The organism is Lelliottia sp. 489, from assembly GCF_050435885.1.
GTDB lineage: Bacteria > Pseudomonadota > Gammaproteobacteria > Enterobacterales > Enterobacteriaceae > Enterobacter > Enterobacter nimipressuralis.
This window is the reverse complement of the sequence record NZ_JBNDLC010000001.1, coordinates 282,059-296,776: the sequence shown is the minus strand read 5'-3', so window position 1 is coordinate 296,776 and position 14,718 is coordinate 282,059. Positions and strand designations below refer to the sequence as shown.

18 protein-coding genes are annotated in these 14,718 nt (G+C 58.2%); 11 read left to right on the top strand and 7 right to left on the bottom strand.

All coding sequences use genetic code 11. The features are described from left to right. Nucleotides 1-333 precede the first annotated feature (333 nt). From ABIE11_RS01540 to ABIE11_RS01515, 6 genes are all read left to right on the top strand, one after another. Nucleotides 334-1,569 (top strand): MFS transporter, encoded by a 1,236-nt coding sequence (locus ABIE11_RS01540; protein WP_429183679.1) that lies wholly within the window; start codon nt 334-336, stop codon nt 1,567-1,569. 76 nt (nt 1,570-1,645) lie between these two features. Then, complete coding sequence (gene hisD, locus ABIE11_RS01535; RefSeq protein WP_429183677.1) at nt 1,646-2,968, top strand: histidinol dehydrogenase; 1,323 nt, start codon at nt 1,646-1,648, stop codon at nt 2,966-2,968. A gap of 2 nt (nt 2,969-2,970) precedes the next feature. Next, nucleotides 2,971-3,735 (top strand): SDR family NAD(P)-dependent oxidoreductase, encoded by a 765-nt coding sequence (locus ABIE11_RS01530; RefSeq protein WP_429183676.1) that lies wholly within the window; start codon nt 2,971-2,973, stop codon nt 3,733-3,735. An 8-nt stretch (nt 3,736-3,743) separates the two neighbouring features. Then, nucleotides 3,744-4,481: an alpha/beta fold hydrolase gene (locus ABIE11_RS01525; protein ID WP_429183674.1), complete on the top strand. Its 738-nt coding sequence runs from the start codon at nt 3,744-3,746 to the stop codon at nt 4,479-4,481. Continuing rightward, complete coding sequence (locus ABIE11_RS01520) at nt 4,468-5,259, top strand: HpcH/HpaI aldolase family protein (RefSeq protein WP_429183672.1); 792 nt, start codon at nt 4,468-4,470, stop codon at nt 5,257-5,259. The genes ABIE11_RS01525 and ABIE11_RS01520 overlap by 14 nt, the downstream gene beginning before the upstream one ends. Nucleotides 5,260-5,272: 13 nt before the next feature. Further along, complete coding sequence (locus tag ABIE11_RS01515) at nt 5,273-6,442, top strand: cupin (protein ID WP_429183670.1); 1,170 nt, start codon at nt 5,273-5,275, stop codon at nt 6,440-6,442. A gap of 38 nt (nt 6,443-6,480) precedes the next feature. Here ABIE11_RS01515 and ABIE11_RS01510 read toward each other — a convergent pair whose 3' ends face one another. Both ABIE11_RS01510 and ABIE11_RS01505 read right to left on the bottom strand, forming a co-directional pair. Then, nucleotides 6,481-7,116: a carbonic anhydrase gene (locus tag ABIE11_RS01510; protein ID WP_100780429.1), complete on the bottom strand. Its 636-nt coding sequence runs from the start codon at nt 7,114-7,116 to the stop codon at nt 6,481-6,483. 72 nt (nt 7,117-7,188) lie between these two features. After that, nucleotides 7,189-7,980, bottom strand: a complete 792-nt coding sequence (locus tag ABIE11_RS01505) for an MBL fold metallo-hydrolase (RefSeq protein WP_429183668.1) — start codon at nt 7,978-7,980, stop codon at nt 7,189-7,191. Between the two features lie 126 nt (nt 7,981-8,106). Between ABIE11_RS01505 and ABIE11_RS01500 the strand changes: the two genes are divergently transcribed. Then, nucleotides 8,107-8,247, top strand: a complete 141-nt coding sequence (locus ABIE11_RS01500) for a hypothetical protein (protein WP_429183666.1) — start codon at nt 8,107-8,109, stop codon at nt 8,245-8,247. A gap of 66 nt (nt 8,248-8,313) precedes the next feature. Here the strand turns inward: ABIE11_RS01500 and ABIE11_RS01495 are convergent, their stop codons facing one another. From ABIE11_RS01495 to ABIE11_RS01480, 4 genes are all read right to left on the bottom strand, one after another. Further along, nucleotides 8,314-8,793 carry a GlcG/HbpS family heme-binding protein gene (locus ABIE11_RS01495; RefSeq protein WP_429183664.1) on the bottom strand — a complete coding sequence of 160 codons (480 nt, stop codon included), beginning with the start codon at nt 8,791-8,793 and terminating at the stop codon, nt 8,314-8,316. Nucleotides 8,794-8,881: 88 nt separating this feature from the next. Next, entirely contained in the window at nt 8,882-9,493 is a 612-nt protein-coding gene (locus ABIE11_RS01490) for a response regulator transcription factor (protein WP_102103542.1), read from the bottom strand. Next, nucleotides 9,486-10,814, bottom strand: coding sequence for a sensor histidine kinase (locus ABIE11_RS01485; protein ID WP_429183661.1), 1,329 nt, complete (start codon nt 10,812-10,814; stop codon nt 9,486-9,488). The genes ABIE11_RS01490 and ABIE11_RS01485 overlap by 8 nt, the downstream gene beginning before the upstream one ends. A gap of 129 nt (nt 10,815-10,943) precedes the next feature. Next, the gene (locus ABIE11_RS01480) at nt 10,944-11,108 is read right to left on the bottom strand and encodes a hypothetical protein (RefSeq protein ID WP_164971748.1); all 165 of its coding nucleotides are present in this window, start codon (nt 11,106-11,108) and stop codon (nt 10,944-10,946) included. Nucleotides 11,109-11,352: 244 nt separating this feature from the next. On the opposite strand from ABIE11_RS01480, the gene ABIE11_RS01475 reads away from it, so the two are divergent. Genes ABIE11_RS01475 through ABIE11_RS01460 form a run of 4 tightly spaced genes read left to right on the top strand, consistent with a single transcriptional unit; the run spans nt 11,353 to nt 14,456 of the window. Then, entirely contained in the window at nt 11,353-12,183 is an 831-nt protein-coding gene (locus ABIE11_RS01475; RefSeq protein ID WP_429183659.1) for an ABC transporter substrate-binding protein, read from the top strand. A gap of 1 nt (nt 12,184) precedes the next feature. Next, complete coding sequence (locus ABIE11_RS01470; protein ID WP_429183657.1) at nt 12,185-13,000, top strand: amino acid ABC transporter ATP-binding protein; 816 nt, start codon at nt 12,185-12,187, stop codon at nt 12,998-13,000. Continuing rightward, a complete protein-coding gene (locus ABIE11_RS01465; RefSeq protein ID WP_429183656.1) occupies nt 13,000-13,773 on the top strand; it encodes an amino acid ABC transporter permease in 774 nt (257 codons plus the stop codon). Before ABIE11_RS01470 ends, ABIE11_RS01465 begins: the two co-directional genes overlap by 1 nt. Next, nucleotides 13,770-14,456 carry an amino acid ABC transporter permease gene (locus ABIE11_RS01460; RefSeq protein WP_429183654.1) on the top strand — a complete coding sequence of 229 codons (687 nt, stop codon included), beginning with the start codon at nt 13,770-13,772 and terminating at the stop codon, nt 14,454-14,456. Before ABIE11_RS01465 ends, ABIE11_RS01460 begins: the two co-directional genes overlap by 4 nt. On the opposite strand, the gene fumD is transcribed toward ABIE11_RS01460, so the two are convergent. Continuing rightward, the gene (fumD, locus tag ABIE11_RS01455; protein WP_014069945.1) at nt 14,437-14,646 is read right to left on the bottom strand and encodes a fumarate hydratase FumD; all 210 of its coding nucleotides are present in this window, start codon (nt 14,644-14,646) and stop codon (nt 14,437-14,439) included. The two genes, ABIE11_RS01460 and fumD, sit on opposite strands and share 20 nt — an antisense overlap. Between the last annotated feature and the right edge of the window lie 72 nt (nt 14,647-14,718).

Below are 14,718 nucleotides of genomic sequence, written 5' to 3'. Positions count from 1 at the left end.
GTTCCTTATCCTGTCACTTCCACATTCAGGCCATGTGTTTCAAAGAGATAACATACCATCTTCGATAACCACCCCGTTAAAAGCGCCTCAGGAAGTGAGTGCTTTTTAGTCTTACACCACTTTTGCATGCGTATGCAACAGCCTAAATTATTTTTTTCACAATGGTGATATTGAACCTTTACAAAATTGAAACCTTTTCGTAACTTCAATTTTTGAATACGTATGCATGTCGTCAATTGTACCGGGAAAATTGGGATGTCATCAGAGGGACTGAGCCGGTAAACGTTGTACTTGATTGGTTATAACCCATTAATTTTTAAGAGGTTCACAACCATGTTTCGAGCACTGTTGCGCCGACCGGAAGCCCGGCTGTTTTTTATCATTAGCGTATTGTTTTATATCTGTATTCACAGCATCGATGCGTTTCTGGCGCCCATGATGATCAATCAGGGCATCGAACCGCAGGTAATGGGCATCATCATGGGTGCCAGCGGTCTGGCGACGCTGATGATTCGTTTCCCGCTGGGGATCATCTCTGACGTGGTGAAGAGCCGCAAAATCTTTATCCAGATAGCGCTGGTACTGCCAGTCATCGCCTGGCCGATTGCCTGGCTTGAGCCGAACGCCATTACCCTGTATCTGGCGAAAGCCGCCGATGGCGTAACCGCCGCCACCTGGGTGCTGTATAACATTCTGTTTATTCGCTACTTTGATCGCAAAGAAGCCCCGGCGGCTGTCGCCCTGCTGGCGCTGGCTGGCCCCATCGGCGTGTTTCTCGGCAACTGCATCGGCGGCGTGCTGATTCACTATTTTGCGAACAACATCGCATTTTTCGTCTCCTGTGTGTCTGCTCTTCTCGCCCTGTTCCTGACCACCCGCATTCGCGACGTCCACGATCCGGTGCAGGCGCCGTCACTGAAAGCCTGTATCGCCGGAGCGAAACTTCAGCTCGCTGACCGCTCCGTCTGGCTGATCGGTATTCTGGCAACCATTGTGATTCTGGTTCCTTTCGCCACCCGAGACACCCTTACCCCCATCTACGCTGAACAACTCGGCGCCCGCGCCGGAATTCTGACGCTGTTGAGTAACATCCATCTGATCTTCTACGCCCTGGCGATTGCCCTGTGCAGCTCGGTGTTTTATCAGCGACTGGGGCTGGTCAAAACGGCGGTGCTGGGGATTTTGCTCCAGGTGATTTCGTCGTTTGGCATTCCGTTTACCAGCAATCTGTACCTGATTTATCTTCTGCAGGCGCTGGGCGGTTTCTCGTTTGGCATGGCGTTCGCGGCGTTCATGTCCCTGAGCGTAGTCAACACGACTTCCGATGAGCAGTCCACCCGCATGGGGTTATTCCAGACTATTTACTCCTGCGGCATGTTTGCCGGGCCGGTAATCATGGGCGTCATGATGCAGCACATTAATCTCTCGTCCGGGTATCTGTTTATTGCCGGGCTTTCGATTATTGCGGCCATCGCCACCCCGCTTTCGGTGCGTTGGGTCTATTCCCGCAAAACCCGTCAGCCGGTGGAATTATCCACCAACCGTTCCCTCGCCTCCGCGCGAGAATAATTCCCGCTCATTATGTAATAACTATCCCGGTTCGCCGGGAGGGCATCTGTCATTTCGAGTATTAAAGGAGAACATTGTGGCTTATCAACTTAAATCCAGTAAACCGGTGCAGGAACGTCAGGAAGCGCAGCGACAAATACGTGAAACCGTTGAGCTGATTCTGACGGATATTGAAAAACGCGGGAATAAAGCGATCCGTGAATTATCGATAAAATTCGATAACTACGACCGTCGGGATTATCGCCTGACGGACGCCGAAATTAATAGCTGCATGAAAAAACTCAGCCGCCAGGATATTCACGATATCGAATTCGCCCAGCAGCAGGTGTTTAATTTTGCTCGCGCACAAAAAGAGTGTCTGCGCGATCTGGAGATCGAAACGCGCCCCGGCGTTATTCTCGGCCATAAAAATATTCCGATTAACGCCGTCGGCTGTTATGTGCCGGGGGGTAAATATCCGCTGCTGGCATCGGCGCATATGTCGATAATCACCGCCAACGTCGCGGGCTGCTCGCGCATTATTAGCTGCGCCCCGCCGTTTGGCGGTGAACCGGCGCCAGCGATTGTCGCTGCGCAGAAAATGGCAGGTGCAACGGAGATCTTCGCCCTCGGCGGCATTCAGGCGATTGGCGCGATGGCGCTCGGCACCGACACCCTCGCACCGGTTGATATGTTGGTTGGGCCGGGCAACGCCTTCGTCGCCGAAGCCAAGCGCCAGCTGTTTGGCCGCGTAGGGATCGATCTGTTCGCCGGTCCAACGGAAACCCTGGTGATCGCCGACGACACCGTCGATGCAGAAATGTGCGCCACCGACCTACTGGGCCAGGCGGAGCACGGCGTTACGACACCGGCAATTCTGCTGACCAACTCGCTGACGCTGGCCAAAGAGACGCTGACGGAGATCGAACGCCTGCTGGCAAAACTCCCCACCGCTGACGTCGCCCGTCAGTCCTGGCAGGATTACGGTGAAATCATCGTCTGCGACAGCTACGACGAGATGCTGGCCGAAGCGGATCGTATCGCCTCCGAGCATGTGCAGGTGATGACGGATCGCGACGACTGGTTCCTCAATAATCTCACCAACTTCGGTGCTCTGTTCCTCGGCCCGCGCACCAACGTGGCCTATGGCGACAAGGTCATCGGCACCAACCACACCCTGCCGACGCAAAAGGCGGCGCGCTACACGGGCGGCTTGTGGGTCGGCAAGTTCATGAAAACCTGCACCTGGCAGAAAGTCCTCAGTGACGAAGCCACCGCCGAAATCGGCAGCTACTGCTCGCGTCTGTCGCTGCTGGAAGGTTTTGCCGGGCACGCGGAGCAGGCCAACATTCGCGTACGCCGCTACGGGAATACGGACGTGCCTTACGCCACGCCTGCGCCGGTTCGGGAAAAGGTGTAATCATGACCCTTCCCCACACTCCCTCTTTTCATCTTACCGGAAAACGGGCGCTGGTCACGGGCGGCTCCAGGGGGCTGGGCTTCGCCTGTGCCGTGGCGCTCGCCCAGGCGGGTGCAGAGGTGTGGATTGCCGCCCACGATCGACACACGCTGGAGCACGCCGCCGCGCTTGCGGCTGAAGGCGGGCTGACGCTGCATTCGCTGGCGCTGGATATCACCGATATCTCGCGCGTCGATGCGGCGCTCGCAGAGCTGCCCGCCTTCGACATTCTGGTCAACAGCGCCGGGCTGGCCCGTCACGAGCCTTTCCTCGCCGTCAGCGAAACCCATTTTGACGCGGTGATGACCCTGAACCTGCGCGCCACGTTTTTCCTCAGCCAGCGGGTAGCGCAGCGGATGCGCGAGCACAACATTCCGGGTTCCATCATCCATATCTCCTCGCAGATGGGCCACGTCGGCGGCCCGAATCGCAGCGTCTACTGCGCGTCAAAATTTGCACTCGAGGGGTTAAGCAAAACCATGGCGCTGGAGCTGGGCGGTGCGGGTATCAGGGTCAATACCCTGTGCCCGACCTTTATCGAAACCGAGCTGTCGCGCCAGTCCCTCGACGACCCGGATTTTCGCCGCTATGTGCTGGAGAACATCAAGCTGCGGCGTCTCGGACGCGTCGAGGATGTGATGGGGCCAGTGGTGTTTTTGGCCTCCGATGCGGCGGCGATGATCACCGGCACTGCGCTGCTGGTCGACGGCGGCTGGACTGCCACATGAGAGGCCAAATGGAAAAAACAGTGTGTGATAACACCGCGCTCCCGCTGGTGTTGATCGGCGGAACGCTCTGCACGGCGCGTCTGTGGCAGCCGCTGATAGAGCGCCTGGCGCTCTCTTCCGTGATGTGCGTGAGCCTTACCGGGGCGGATTCCGCACCGCAGGCCGCGCAGCGCCTGCTGCAAAACCTGCCGCCGCGCTTTCTGCTGGTCGGGTTTTCCCTTGGGGCTATCGTGGCGCTACAAATAGCGGCCGATGCCCCGAAGCGGCTGGCCGGTCTTGCGCTCATGTCGGTGAATCCCCTTGCCGATGCGCCGGAAAATCTCGCCGTCCGACGGGAAGCCGTTCGCGCTGCGCGTGAGCAAGGGCTGGCGAACTGGCTATCTGACACCCTGTGGCAAAAGTATGTCGCCCCCGCGCGGCGCTCTGACGCGCCACTCCACGCGCTTGTCTGCCAGATGGCGCAGGAGAGCGGCCACGACACCTTTGCCAGCCAGACGGAGATCGCCCTCTCCCGGCGGGATAACCGCCGGGCGCTGAGCGCGCTCTCCTGCCCCATTATTATCATTAACGGCGCGCACGATCCCATCTGCACGCCCCACCATCACCAACTGGCCTCGGCAAGTGCGCCCCACGCCCAGCACATAACGGTTCCAACAGCCGGGCATTTCGTGGTGCTCGAAGCGCCCGATGAGGTCGCCCCGCCGCTGCGCCAGTGGATTCAGGAGTCCCTTGATGCGACGCAATAAACTCAAACAATTGATTCAGGAACAGTCCCCCATCATCAACGGCTGGCTGGCGATCCCTTCCAGCTACAGCGCGGAGATCGTCGGTCATCAGGGCTATGACGCGGTGACGGTCGATTTACAGCACGGAATGATCGATTTCGCCAGCGCCCTGGCGATGCTTCAGGCCCTGTCAGCCACGCCCGCGGTGCCGCTGGTACGCGTCCAGCATAACGATCCGGCGCAGATCATGCGCATGCTCGACGCCGGGGCCTACGGCATTATCTGCCCGATGATTTCTACCGCCGAACAGGCCGCGCGCTTCGTCGCCGCCTGCCGCTATCCGCCGTTTGGCGTGCGTTCGTTTGGCCCGGCGCGCGGGCTGCTGTACGGCGGAGCGGATTATCCGCAGCACGCCTGCCAGGAGATCCTGACGCTGGCGATGATTGAAACCCGCGAAGGGCTGGCGAATCTCGACGCCATTCTGGCAACCGACGGGCTGGACGGCGTGTTTATCGGCCCGAACGATCTGTCGTTAACCCTCACCGGCAGCGCCAGCGCGGAATCCCAGCACCCTGAGATGCTCGCCGCCGTCGAACGGGTGGTCAGCCGCTGTCGCCAGCAGCAAAAACTGGCCGGGATTTTTTGCACCTCCGGCGACGCCGCACGCCTGCGTATCGACCAGGGTTTTCAGTTTGTCACCCCCGCCAACGACGTGATGCAGCTTGGCCGCGCCGCGCGGGAAGCTATCGCCCTGGCGCGCGGAGCCTCCGCTCCCACCACGGGCGCATCCGGTTACTAACAGGAGAAACATTATGAAAGCACAACATATCACCCCGGTGCAGGCCAAAAGCCGCGTCATCACGCCCGATGAGATGGTGTCCTGCAATCTGGCGTTTATCGACTGCAAACTGCCCGGCTCGCACCTCAAGCAGAACTACTCCTTTATCGGGCCGGGTGTCACCCAGTCATCGGCGCAGGTGGTCAATATTCCGGAACCGCACGGCTTTAATATCGGCGCAGCGGCGATGCCGAAAGGGGTGACCAATAACCTGCATCTGCACTTCACCGCTGAGGTGTTTTTGATTCATGAAGGCACCTGGCGTTTTCGCTGGGGGGCGAACGGCGAAAATGAAGCCGAGTTCAGCGCGCCGGCCATTCTGTCGATTCCGACGTGGATTTTCCGTGGATTTACCAACGTTAGCCCGCAAGAGGCCTGCGGCATGGTCTACACGGTGCTTGGCGGGAATAACACCGGGGGGATCATCTGGCATCCGTCCATTCTGGCGGCGGCCAGCGAATACGGGCTGTATCTGAGCAAAGACAATATGCTGCTCGACGTGAACGCGGGCGATACGCTGCCGGATGCCTCACAGCTGTTAACGCCGCTGCCGCCGGAAGAGATCGCCGCCCTGCGCCACTATTCTGTCGAAGAGATGCGTCAGCGTGCCGTCACTGGCGACGAACGCCGCTGGTCAGCGGACGGCCTGCTGGATTCGGTACTGCCGGGTCATGGCGGGGAGATCGCGCCGGTGATTGGTTTTGGTATGTCGCAGGACCGCCACTCGGCACCGGCGATTGTGAATCCGCACGGGTTTTCCGTCGAATGGCTGCGCCTCGCCGCTGAGCATGTGGTCGGGCGTCATCTCTGCCCGGACGTGCAGGTGATTATGGTGTTCAAAGGGTCGCTGAAGGTGACGTGGAATCAGGCGGGCGAAGAGGTGAGCGTGATCGCCCCGGAGCGCTCGGTGATTTCCGTTCCGGCCAACAGCTGGCGTCAGTATTGTGCGGTCGGGGATGATGTGGAGTGCATTCTGACCACTCAGGGCGATCAGCGTAAACGCGTCTACTGGGATAACGAGATTCTGGCGCAAGCTAAAAGCTATAACCGCTGTCTCGATCCGGACGGATATGTTGCGGCGGTTGATTTGCTGCCAGTGACGGCGCGCAAGGCGGGTGTAAAGCTGGAAGTGTTGCCGGGCTAACCGGCGATATAGGGCGGGTCTGTCCCGCCCTGAAAGCGTTATTCGAAGTAGACCTGAGGGTTGTCAGACAGGGAGATAAAGGTTTTGCTCTCTTTATCCAGCGCGAGGATCTCGCCGCTTTCGATGTCATACACCCAGCCGTGCAGGCGGATGGCGTTATTGCGCAGCCCCACTGCCACCGATGGATGGGTTTTGATGTTGCTCAACTGGGCAAACACGTTCTCCTGCACCATGCCATTCACTTTATCAGTCGGGGTGGCCCAGGTTTTCTTTTCCACCACGGCTTTGGCCGCATCGGAATAGCGAAGCCAATGGGACACCGCAGGCATCGGGTCCAGATTCGCATTGTCGGCAATCGCCTTCATCGCACCGCAGTTGGAGTGGCCGCAAATCACGATATCGGTCACGCCCAGCGCTACCACCGCATACTCAATCGTCGCAGAGACACCGCCTGGCTCAGGGCCAAACGGCGGCACAATGTTGCCAGCATTTCGAATGACAAAGAGCTGTCCAGGTTCCTGCTGCGTCACCAGTTCGGGGACCAGACGGCTGTCTGAGCAGGAGATAAAAAGCGCTTTGGGATTCTGGCTGGACGCTAAACTGCGGAAGAGTTCTTTACGTTGCGGGAAAATCTCTTTTTGAAAGCTGAGAAAACCTTCAATGATATGTTGCATAGCAATGTCTCTTTTATCTGTTTTAGTTTAGGCATGATCGCGATCACGCTTGTGAAGTTTACCCACCGCGCTTTACTTCATACAAGAAATATATTTCTGCCCTGATTGCATGACGATGTCGTGTGCGTTTTCGGTGATGTTTTGTCCTTCAAAGGCGCCGTACAGCCGCTGGAACGGGACCTCCCGCAGTCGGTCGGTTATCGCACTGACCGCCGCCCCCGGCAGGGGAAGCATATTCGGGTAACTCCACATAAACGACACCCGGTCCGCGCCGGGCGTCACCTGCAAAATATCCCCGGCGAGCAGGACGCCGCTACCGTTATCCCAGTGCAACACCGTTCCGCCCGCAAAATGGCCGCCCAGACGCAGCAGCCGGATACCAGGTAGCAGATCCTGAGTTTCTCCCTCCCAAAAGCGCAGCGCCGGGCTGTCGCGCATCACCCACTCCCGGTCGCTGGCATGGAGATAGACCGGCGCGTCAAACGCCGCCGCCCACTCCTGCATGGTGGTGTAGTAATGGGGATGGGAGATCGCAATGGCGTGCAGCCCGCCCAACGCGTTAATCAGCGTGCGGGTGGCAGGGTCCAGCGTGGCGATGCAATCCCACAGGATATTGCCGTGCGGTGTGGTCAGCAGGATCGCACGCTGGTTGATGGCAAATTTGGGTACGGTTTTAAGGCTTAGCAGGCCTGGCTCAAGCTGCTGCCATTTGTTGGTGTGGTTGGTGACAACGGTGTCAAAATCCACCCACTGTTGCCCGCCAACGGGAACATACTGGCGCTCATCTTCACAAATCGCGCAGCGCTCCACGGCGCCCGTGGTGGTGTCATAGGATGTCCCGCAGGTTTTGCACAGTGTGATCATTTCCCCTCCTCTCAGCCGTCAGAGAAAGAGTATGGCAGGGATTGGCGTTACGTGCGGTGAGGTACTTTCACCGACTTTTTTATCCTATACTCTGCCAACAGCAAAACTGAACTCAGCAGGTGCATAATGGAAATTGATCTCGATAATCTGGTGTTTAACGGTCTGGAAGAGGCGCAAGAGCGCAACGCGGAACGTCTGGAAGATGCAAACAAGAAAGCGCAGGCGGTTGTTGCCGACGATGATTGCGGCGATGCCTGCAAGATCTGACCGTCAACGCCGGGTGGCGGCTTCGCCCTACCCGGCTTTTTTAACGTCTACACCGTAGAGCGTTTGTTACTTTTTCACACTGTCCAGCGCCTGCTGTGCACAGGCTTCATCTAACTGACCGCCTGGCGCACCGCCGATACCGATTGCACCAATCACCTCGTCGCCCTCTTTCACCGGCAAACCACCTGCCAGCAGCAAGAAACCCGGAACGTCACGCATATTCTGTGCGCCCGCGTTGCTTTGTGCGGCTTCCATCACTTTGCCGGAAGCATTTTTGGTGCTGAGCGCGGTAAACGCCTTCATCTCACTGGCTTTTACCGTATGCGGACCGGCGTTATCGGTGCGCTGCGCGGCTTTCACCACGCCCGCACGATCCACTACCGTCACGCTGACCTGGTAATTTTTGGCGCTACAGGCCTGAATCGCCGCGCTCGCCAGGGCATTCGCCTGAGTGAGAGAGATATTTTTCTGCGTCAGGGTTTCTGCCTGCGCGGATACCGAAATCATTCCTGCCATCAGCGCGGCTACCGTCATTAACGTTTTCATCGCAATTCCTCGAATGTGGGAGACAACGCGATGCTATCGGGATGCGCGGTTAAGCGGTATTCGGTTGATTACGCAGCCCACCTGGTAGTTATACGGATTGCAATTTGTCGTACTCGCGGATGGCCTGCACCAGACTGCTCACGCCGAGCTTGGCAAACAGCGCCGCGCGGTGCGCTTCAACGGTTCTGGGTGATAAATTCAGGCGCGCCGCCACCTCTTTATTGCTGCGCCCCTCCATCAGTTCGCAAAGCACTTCATGCTCCCGCGCCGTCAATTGTTCAAACAGCGCTTTCACCCGCTTTACCTCCTGCCAGTGGGTCGTGCGGCGCTGACTCTCCTCAAACGCGCGAGCGAGGGTTTCGATAAGCTTATCGGCATCCAGCGGCTTGGTGAAGAACTCGAAAACCCCTTGATGAAACGCCCGACGGCAGGCATCAACGGTGCCGTGCCCGGTCATGACGATCACCGGCAGCAGCGGCCACGGCCACGCCCCCTCTTCCAGCCAGGTCAGCCCACCTTTGCCCGGCATGCGCATATCCAGCAGCAGACAGCCCGCGAGCGCCCGGTCGTTGCTATACCTCTCGGTAAACGCCTCGATGCTGGCAAAGGTTTTCACCTCCCAGTGCATGCCCGAGAGAAGAAAGGCCATTGACTCTCTGATGGCGGCGTCGTCATCAATCAAATAGACCACATTACCCATGTGCGGCTCCGTTACCCGGTTCCAGTTGCAACACGATCTGCGCCCCGCCCTCAGGCGTGTTAGCGAGCGCGATCGTGCCATTCATGCGCATCATTAGCGATTCCGTGAGCGTCATCCCGAGACCAATCCCCTTTTCTCTGCCGCTGTAGAACGGCATAAACGCCTTCTCCAGCGCCTCCGGGCTGAACCCCGCCCCGCCGTCGGTCATGATAATTTCGATGACCCTGTTTTTACGCTGGCTGGTGATGTGTACCCAGCCGCGCGCGTTCTCCTGCTGGGCCTGAATCGCATTGCTGAGCAGGTTGTGTAACACCTGCTCCAGCCAAAGCCTGTCGGCCAGCACGGTGGCGGCGTCGGCCGTGAAAGCGTGGCTGACGGTGATGTGCTCCGATTTGCGCTCATGCTCCAGCAAATTCACCACATGCTGCCAGCACTGGGCTAAATCGATCTCGCTCGGCGTGACTTTTTCCTGCACCACGTGTTCACGAAAGCGCGCCAGCAGTTCGCCGATGCGCTGAGTCTGAATCAGCGCCGCGCCGAGCGCATGGGCCACCGCCTGCGGATTCTCCTGTTCCAGCTGTCGCTGCGCCCCCTGAATCCAGGTCTGCGCCGCCGTCAGCGGCTGGTTGATTTCATGCACAATGCCGGCGGTGATCTCGCCGAGCGTATTCAGTCGCGCGTGCTGATAATACCAGGCTCGCTGCTCGGCGTTTTGCCGCTGCAAGCGTTGCCAGAGCACACCGCTCCCTGCTGCAACGATGGCTGCCCAGCCGACAAACAGCAGCGGGAATAGCGCCCAGGAGATTTGCAGCCAGTGCGGTTCAGCATCCGCCGTCAGGGTAAAGGGCTGCGTATGCTGAGGGAATGCCCGCTGCCAGTACCAGAACGCCGTCGATGAGGGATGCGCATCGGCTGCTGACAGGCTGATAGAGAGATGGGAAAAACGGTGCGTGGCGGCGAGCAGCGGACGCAGATCGATCCGCACTCGGATCTGCCGCCAAGGATTGTACAGCCAGTACTGATCGTCACGGAGCGGCTCAACGCGAGCAGCATCCAGCGCACGGCCTGCTGTTTTTTCCAGGGCCAGAATGTGGGGGAATTTTTTGCGCAGCGCCGTCAGATCTTCGTCGCCATTGAGCAGGGGCAAAACAGATTCATTTTGCGTCAGCACCGCGCTGATGGCGGAAAAGAGCGCGGTAAATTCACGATCGCGCTCCCAGAACTGGCGGCGGATCTGTTCGGCATACAGCAGGACGCTGCTCAGCAGGCAGACAATTATCCACACCACCAGGGCACGCCGGATCAATTTTTGGCTGTTCATTCAGTCTTCAGGCGAGGTGATTTTTGCCTTAGACCTTAGCAGGTTGACGGATTAAGAACAAAAAAAGCCGATACGTTCAGGTATCGGCTGCACAGCTCGTTCCAGTAGGTCATGCGCGTGTGGCGCAGCTCAGCGTGGTGTTTTGTCATGGAACCACTCCGGGTCGATATTAGCAACGTCGACGCCGTACAGACTGGCGATCGGCAGGACCGATTCAATAACACGTTGCGCGCTGTTCTCCGTCTCTGATTTGGCGACAAAAAACCGCCGTAACGTATTCACCCAGTTTTGCATGGTTCCACTCCTCTTGATGGCGTCTGAACTCAGTTAACCCCCAAACTGGACTTAACGGAAATGCCAATATCAGCTGACTATTTTCAGAATTCGCAAATACATCGCCTCTCGTCACTTACCCGTAACACGCTGTTCACTAATACCTTTTTGCATATAGCAAAGAACATTTTCTTATTTGGCGATAGATAACGCTTATGGGAGCGTATCCGGACAAAACAAAAACAACGGGATACTTGAGGGAACTATGGCTACACATAAAAAGCACTATCACACACTCGCACTGGCACTCGGTTTACTGACCACAGGCGGCCTTTTATCGACCCAGGCGCAGGCCGATCAGCTGGGAGATATCAAAGCCGCTGGCGTGGTGAAAGTTGCCACGTTTGATGCCAACCCGCCGTTCGGCTCCATCGATCCCAAAACGCACGATATCGTTGGCTATGACGTCGATTTCGCCAAAGCGCTGGCCAAAAAACTTGGCGTGAAGCTGGAGCTGGTCGCCACGAATCCGGCGAACCGCATTCCGCTGCTGCAGTCGGGGAAAGCCGATTTGATCGTCGCCGACATCACCATCACTCCGGAACGTGCTCAGGTGATTGATTTCTCCACGCCCTATTTCGTGACCGGTCAGCAGTTCCTGGTTCCGGCAAAATCGGCGGATAAACTGGATGATTACAGCAAAGCGCGCATCGGCGCAGTGAAAGGCACCACCGGCGAGCAGGCGCTGCACCAGCGTTTCCCGCAATCCCGCGTGCTCTCTTACGACGATATTCCGCTGGCGTTAACCGCCCTGCGCAACGGTAACGTGCAGGCGATTACTCAGGACAGCACCATTCTGGCCGGTTTACTGGCCCAGGCGCCGGATAAAGCCGATTTTAAAATCCTGCCGGATTTGCTCAGTAAAGAGGAGATCGGCGTGGGGGTGAAGAAAGGCGAAACCGCGCTGTTGAACGTGGTGAATGACGAGCTGGTGAATCTTGAGAAAACCGGCGACGCCGCCAAAATTTATGACGTCTGGTTCGGCCCACAAACCGCCTCACCTCAGCCTCGCGCCTTTAAAATAGAAGCCCAGTAATATGCTCTCAGCGTTTTTTTCACGCTCCGCGGCCCGTGCCGCGGATTTTTCACATCTGGAGCAGGCAAGCGTTGAGTTCCGCGATGTGGTCAAACGCTACGGCGATCATCAGGTGCTGAAAGGCATTTCACTTCGCATTGATCCGGGGGAAGTGGTGGCAATTCTGGGGCCGTCCGGTTCCGGTAAGTCAACGCTGATTCGCCTTATCAATCAGCTGGAGTCCCTCAACGGCGGCGAGATCCTGATTGACGACAAACCCACCCGCAAGCTGACCGGCCCCGCCCTGCGCCAGCTTCGCAGCCGGGTGGGATTTGTGTTCCAGCAATTTAACCTTTACGCCCATCTGACCGCCAGCCAGAACATCAGTCTGGCGCTTGAGCATGTTCACGGCTGGAAAGCGCCGCAGGCGCAGGAGCGTGCCCTGACGCTGCTGGAGAAAGTCGGGATGGTGGAGAAAGCCAGCCACTACCCGGCCGAGCTTTCCGGTGGGCAGCAGCAGCGCGTGGCCATTGCCCGAGCGCTGGCCTCATCGCCGCAAATTATCCTGTTCGATGAGCCAACGTCGGCCCTTGACCCGGAGATGATTGGTGAGGTCCTGCAGGTGATGAAGGCTCTCGCCCACAGCGGGATTACGATGATTGTGGTGACGCACGAGATGCAGTTTGCCCGAGAAATCGCCGACCGGGTGGTGTTCATCGACGGTGGACAAATTCTGGAGACCGCCCCGCCGGAGCAGTTTTTCCGTCATCCAGACCATCCTCGCGCCCGACAGTTCCTGCAAAAGGTGCTGAACCCGCTGCATCAGGAGCCATCCTGATGCCCGCCCTCGACTGGCAAGGGGTACTGACCGGACAACCCTTGCAGTGGATTTTATCCGGCTTTCTGACCACCCTGTGGGTGACGCTCGCGGGGATGATCATCGCCAGCGTCTTCGCCGTTCTGCTTTTGCTTCTCCGTCTGGCTGGCGGGAAAATGGGGAATGCTCTCGTGGCGGCGTGGGTCTCTCTGTTTCGCAACACGCCGTTACTGGTGCAACTGCTGTTCTGGTATTTCGCGGCCTGGAACGGGCTGCCGCAGGCACTTCGCAGTTTCATCAACGCCGATCACAGCTGGTCGATTCTGCCGGGGGATGTCTGGTGGTTTACACCGGAGTTTCTCTGTTCCGCGTGGGGGCTGGGCGTGTTTACCTCCGCGTTCTTAATCGAGGAGATCGCCTCGGGATTGCAGGCGGTGCCATCGGGGCAGCGACAGGCGGCGCTGGCGCAGGGGTTCTCCTCCTGGCGACTGTTCCGCTACATCCTGCTGCCTCAGGGGCTGGCAAACGCCTGGCAGCCGGTGGTCGGGCAGTATTTGAACTTAATGAAACTCTCCTCTCTTGCCAGCGGCATCGGGTTTGCCGAGCTGACCTATCAGGTGCGTCAGATTGAGAGCTATAACGCCCACGCGCTGGAAGCTTTTACCGTCGGCACCGTGCTGTATCTGCTGACGGGCGTGTTGCTGGGGCTGCTGCTGGTGAGGCTTGGGCCGTCCACTAAACGCCGCCCGCGTGCGCGTCATGCGGCTATCGACGCCGGGAGGGAACACGCATGATCGCCGGGCTGAATATCATTATCGATAACCTGGATTATCTGCTCTGGGGACGGATGTCCGCTGGTCAGCCTGGCGGGGTGTTGCTGACGCTACTGATGGCGCTGGGCGCTGCCGTGCTGGCGCTGCCGGGCGGCATTGCGCTCGCGGCGCTCGCATGGCGGTTTCCGGGCGTCGTGCACAACACGCTGTTTTTGTGGGCCGAGCTGATTCGCGGTATCCCGCTGATCTTCGTGATTTTCTGGATGTGGTATTTACTGCCGCTTTTAACGGGTGGCGATCTCCCCGGCGCGTTGACCGTAACCCTGGCGCTGGCGTGGTTTACCGCGACCGCCGTGATGCACTCCGTGCTGGCCGGGCTGAGGGCATTGCCGGACGGGCAATTTGAGGCGGCGTTGACGCAGGGATTTGGTACGCAGCAGACGCTGTGGCTGATCCTGCTGCCGCAGGTGTTGCGCAATATTCTGCCGTCTCTGCTGGGGATTTTTATCAGTCTGCTGAAAGACACGTCGCTGGCTTTTATTGTCAACGTGCCGGAACTGACCACCGTCGCCGGCCAGGTGAACAACCGGGTGCAGATTTACCCGGCGGCCATTTTTATCTTTACCGGCGTGGTCTATTACCTGCTCTGCTGCTCGCTTGAGCAGATCGCTAAACGCTGGCGTTTCACCCCGCCAGCGCTTTAACCACCGTTTCCATCGCTTGCGTTGTCAGTTCACTGCGTTTCACGCGCTGGTTCGCCAGCGCGGTACGCAGCACGCCCGCAATGACGATATGCTTAGGCTCCTGCCCTAAATCCCGCATCTCAAGAACGACCTTCCCCACTACCCGGCACATTTCCTGATAAAGCGCGTCGTCTTTGGTCACATTGCCCATTGCTACCACTCCATTGCTTTAAAGGAGCAGCTTAAATGATTAACAGAATGGATACAAAAAAAGCCCGGCGAT